Source organism: Gracilibacillus halophilus YIM-C55.5, from assembly GCF_000359605.1.
GTDB lineage: Bacteria > Bacillota > Bacilli > Bacillales > Amphibacillaceae > Gracilibacillus > Gracilibacillus halophilus.
Genome location: NZ_APML01000001.1, coordinates 1 through 4,650 on the forward strand (window position 1 = coordinate 1; position 4,650 = coordinate 4,650).

Annotated in this window: 2 protein-coding genes; both read right to left on the bottom strand. The window is 40.6% G+C overall.

Annotated features, from left to right (window positions below; genetic code table 11):
- Nucleotides 1–59: 59 nt before the first annotated feature.
- Nucleotides 60–2,324, bottom strand: coding sequence for an alpha-xylosidase (gene yicI / locus J416_RS00005; protein ID WP_003462316.1), 2,265 nt, complete (start codon nucleotides 2,322–2,324; stop codon nucleotides 60–62).
- Nucleotides 2,325–2,361: 37 nt separating this feature from the next.
- Complete coding sequence (locus tag J416_RS00010) at nucleotides 2,362–4,386, bottom strand: beta-galactosidase (RefSeq protein WP_003462319.1); 2,025 nt, start codon at nucleotides 4,384–4,386, stop codon at nucleotides 2,362–2,364.
- Nucleotides 4,387–4,650: the final 264 nt, after the last annotated feature.

Genomic DNA, 4,650 nt, shown 5'->3' on the forward strand with positions numbered 1-4,650 from the left:
TGCTGAAGTTGAGAATAAAAGCTGTCCTTTTTTCAACAAAAGAACAGCTTTTATTTTTTTTACAAAATAATAACCGATTCGTGAGTGCCTGCTTCTACGGAAAATGTTTTGTGTCCAACGACATCAATTTGATACGCTGACTCTATTCCATCGACATTGACTGTTAATTGACGATGCTTACGTTCAACCGTAATGTCACCAATAACATCTCCATTGCTATCGACTACAGAGCGTTTCATTCGTGCATCCTCATCGACTTGATAAATTCGTAACGTCAACTGCTTGCCATAGTCATAATCTGACTTTTCACCGCTTACTCCTACGGGAAGAATCGTATGAGGACGTACAAACAATGGCAAACTGAAATAATTATACGTTTGTTTGATCCATTTTCCACCTTCGACAACTTCATTTGTCAAAAGATGGGTCCATCGCCCTTCTGGCAAATAAAATGACGCTAGGCCTTCCGGGTTAAAAATTGGTGCAACTAACAATGAATCGCCTAACATATATTGACGATCAAGAACTTCGCATAACGGATCATCACAAAATTCTAAGAACATTGCTCGCATCATCGGAATACCGGTTTTACTTGTCGTAACGGCTTCACTATATAAATACGGCATCAAACTGTTTTTGAGTTTCGTAAAATAACGAGCTACTTCGACGGCTTCTTCATCAAAATGCCAAGGAACCCGGTAAGAAGAACTGCCGTGAAAGCGACTGTGACTAGACAACAAACCAAATGCCGTCCAACGTTTAAATACATCAGGAGTGGCAGTGTTTTCAAAGCCCCCGATATCATGACTCCAGTAACCGAACCCAGATGTTGTTAACGATAGACCACCGCGCAAACTTTCAGCCATCGCTTCATACGTTGAATCACAATCACCGCCCCAATGAACGGGGAACTTCTGACTACCTGCTGTTGCAGAGCGAGCAAACACGATCGCTTCCTCTTTGCCTTTTTCTCGCTCTAACAATTCATACACGACTTGATTATACAAATAGGCATAATAATTGTGCATTTTCCTAGGATTTGAACCATCATCATAGACAACATTTGTAGGGATTCGTTCACCAAAATCGGTTTTAAATGAATCGACGCCCATATCGATTAACGATTGTAAGTGACCTTGAAACCAGCGACAAGCATCTGGATTGGTAAAATCGACAATCCCCATCCCCGCTTGCCACAAATCCCATTGCCATACGTCTCCATTGGGCTTTTTCAATAAATAACCTTTGTTCATAGCTTCTTCAAACAAAGCAGATTGTTGTGCAATATAGGGGTTAATCCAGACGCATATTTTCAGTCCTTTGTCTTTCAACCTTGCTAGCATCGCTTTTGGATCGGGGAAATGGCGTCGATCCCAAATAAAATTTGTCCATTCAAACGCTTTCATCCAAAAACAATCGAAATGAAATACGCTCACCGGAATTCCACGTTCGGCCATGCCATCGATAAAATGGTTTACCGTTTGCTCATTATAATCTGTCGTGAATGAAGTCGATAACCATAAGCCGAATGACCAAGCTGGTGGCAAAGCGGGTTTTCCCGTTAATTCAGTATAGCGAGTGATGACATCTTTTGGAGATGGACCGTTAAAAAAATAATAATCCATGTATTCACCTTCAACGCTGTATTGGATACGTGAAACCACTTCCGAACCAATTTCATACGAGACCCAATCGGGTTGGTTGACAAACACACCGTAGCCTTTGTTGCTTACATAAAATGGAATATTTTTATACGATTGTTCAGAACTTGTTCCCCCATCTTCATTCCATATATCTACAGTTTGGCCGTTCTTAATAAATGGGGTAAATCTCTCACCTAACCCGTAAATATATTCTCCGACTCCTAATCGCAATTGCCCACGCATATATGATTGATCACCGGGTCCATCAATCCAAGCGAGTCCCTTGCCATCAATTTCGGTAATTTGCCTTGTCACATCATAAAAAGATAATCCAAAATTTTGTTTATCAATCTTCAAAACCAAATCACCGCTTGCAAATCGAATCTCATTTTGATGATCGGTTACTTGAACGGGACGTGACTGATGAAGCACGGAAAATTGTGGTGATTTTTGCTCGACGCCACTAAAATGCCATGTTTGCACTCGAATCACTTGGTCAGTCGGTGCAGATAAACGTATGGTTAAAAGTGGTCCATCCAGTGTGTCCCCGCGATGATTGATTTGCTTACACGGTGCATACAGTGTCACAGCTTCATCATGCTCAATGACTTCATGAATGATTTTTGGAAAATGAATCTCATAACCGTCGCGGACGAGCCAATTCCCATTGGTAAACTTCATTCACTCATCCTCCTTAACATTCACCTGTAAAATCATATTATTTTAACACCAATACATCTTTTGGTTTGATTGTCGATGTGCCAGTGTATGATTGGCCAGTTAGTTGATCAATGAAAGTAACTTCTCCCAGTTCAAATGTAGAATCTTCTGCATTATGGTTCATGACAAATAATAATTGTTCACCGTCTTTTTCTCTGGTTATGACTTCAACACCACTGTCTGAAACCAGCTCACCATGAATGGACGATTCTTCACAGATGGTGTCAACAAAATCGTTCATAAATGCTTGATCAGGACTAGAAGCAATATAGTAAGCGTTACCTTTCCCATATTGATTTTTTGTCACGACAGGCATGCCTTGATAAAAGTCCGATCCATATGTCGCTAAAACATCCGCACTTTCTGCATGAATCAAATCAAACAGAATATTGCATCGATACTGACCAGAAAGAGCGCCATAAGCCTGATCAAAAACCATTTCATTAAAATGTGATGGATCAAGTGCATCAATTTCTTCTGCCCAAATTCCGACTAAATCGCGTAGTTCTCCAGGATAGCCGCCTAGTGTTACTAAATCATGCTCATCGACAATTCCACTGAAAAAAGTTGTGACAAATGTTCCGCCTTTTTCGACAAAATCTTTTAGTCTGTCGGCATGACCTTTTTTCACCATATACAACACCGGAGCAATGACCAGATCATATTGACTCAAATCTTCTTCCACACTAATCATATCAACAGGAATATTTCGTTCATAAAACGCTTGATAATATTTATGGATTTCTTTTACATAATCTAATGCAATCGACGGTCCACTCGATAATTCAATTGCCCAACGATTTTCCCAATCAAAAACGATCGCTACTTTCGCATCAATGCGACTATCAACGACTTGGTTTCCAAGCACCGCTAATTCTTTTCCGAGCTCGGCTGTCTCGCGGAACACTCTTGTATGTTCATGTCCTACATGCTCGATCACTGCCCCGTGAAATTTTTCGGTTGCTCCACGAGAACGGCGCAACTGAAAAAACATGACCGTATCTGCGCCATGGGCAATGGCTTGATAACTCCATAAGCGCATCACACCTGGACGTTTGAGAGCATTATATGGTTGCCAGTTTTGTTGACTGGGTGTTTGCTCCATTAACATAAACGGTTGACCGCTTTTCAATCCCCGCATTAAATCATGGGTCATCGCAGTCATACTAACTGGCGTATCAATGGAAGGATAATTATCCCATGAGACGACATCCATCTCTTTTCCCCAAGAAAAATAATCGAGTTGCGGGAAAAATCCCATTAAATTTGTCGTCACAGGGATATTTGGTGTATGCCTTTTCAAAGCATCTCGTTCCAACTTAAACACATCAAGTAAACTGTCATTTTGAAAACGGCGATAATCTAATGAAATCCCTTGAAAATTTGTATTCTGTCCACCTTGCCATTCTTCACTTAAGCCATTTGGCGCAACAATTTCATCCCATTCGTAAAATGTATGTCCCCAAAATCTCGTGTTCCACGCTCTGTTTACATTTTGTAATGATTCATATTTTTCTTTTAACCATACACGAAAGGCTTTTTGACAGTTTTCACAATAACAATATCCTCCATATTCGTTGGACACATGCCACATTAAAACAGCTGGATGATCCTTGACACGTTCCGCTAATTGATTCGCCATTCGTTCGGCATATTTTCGGTAAGTCGGACTATTCGGGCAAGAATTATGTCGACCACCGAACTGTCTTTTTCTTCCGTCAAAGTCCACTCGCCGTACATCGGGATATCGTTTCGCCATCCATGCTGGGTGAGCTCCCGTTCCAGTCGCCAAACAAGTATAAATTCCTTCTTTATATAAGCGATCTATTGTTTCTTCTAGCCATTCCAATTGGTACGTCACTTCATCCGGTTGATTCAATGCCCAAGAGAAGACATTTAATGTAGCTACATCGATACCAGCTAATTTAAACATGCGAATATCTTCTGCATGCGTTGGCCCATCCCATTGCTCCGGATTATAATCACCGCCATACCATATTTTTGGTAAATTTTCATTCATCATTGTAAGTCCTCCCTCTTCGTGATACCGTGCTGCTTCATGTATTCGACACCTTCATACGAAAACCCTTTCATGAGAAAAAATTAATTTGAGAAAATTTTAGAATAGATCATTACTAGGAAACGCTACTTAAAAATCGCAGAGATTTCCTGGAGAATCGCTAATTACTGGGAAATCTATTGCCAGTCATGCGGAGATTTCCCGGTAAATCGCATATTACTGGGAAATCTATTGCAGGTGATGCGATGATTTCCTGGTAAATCACAT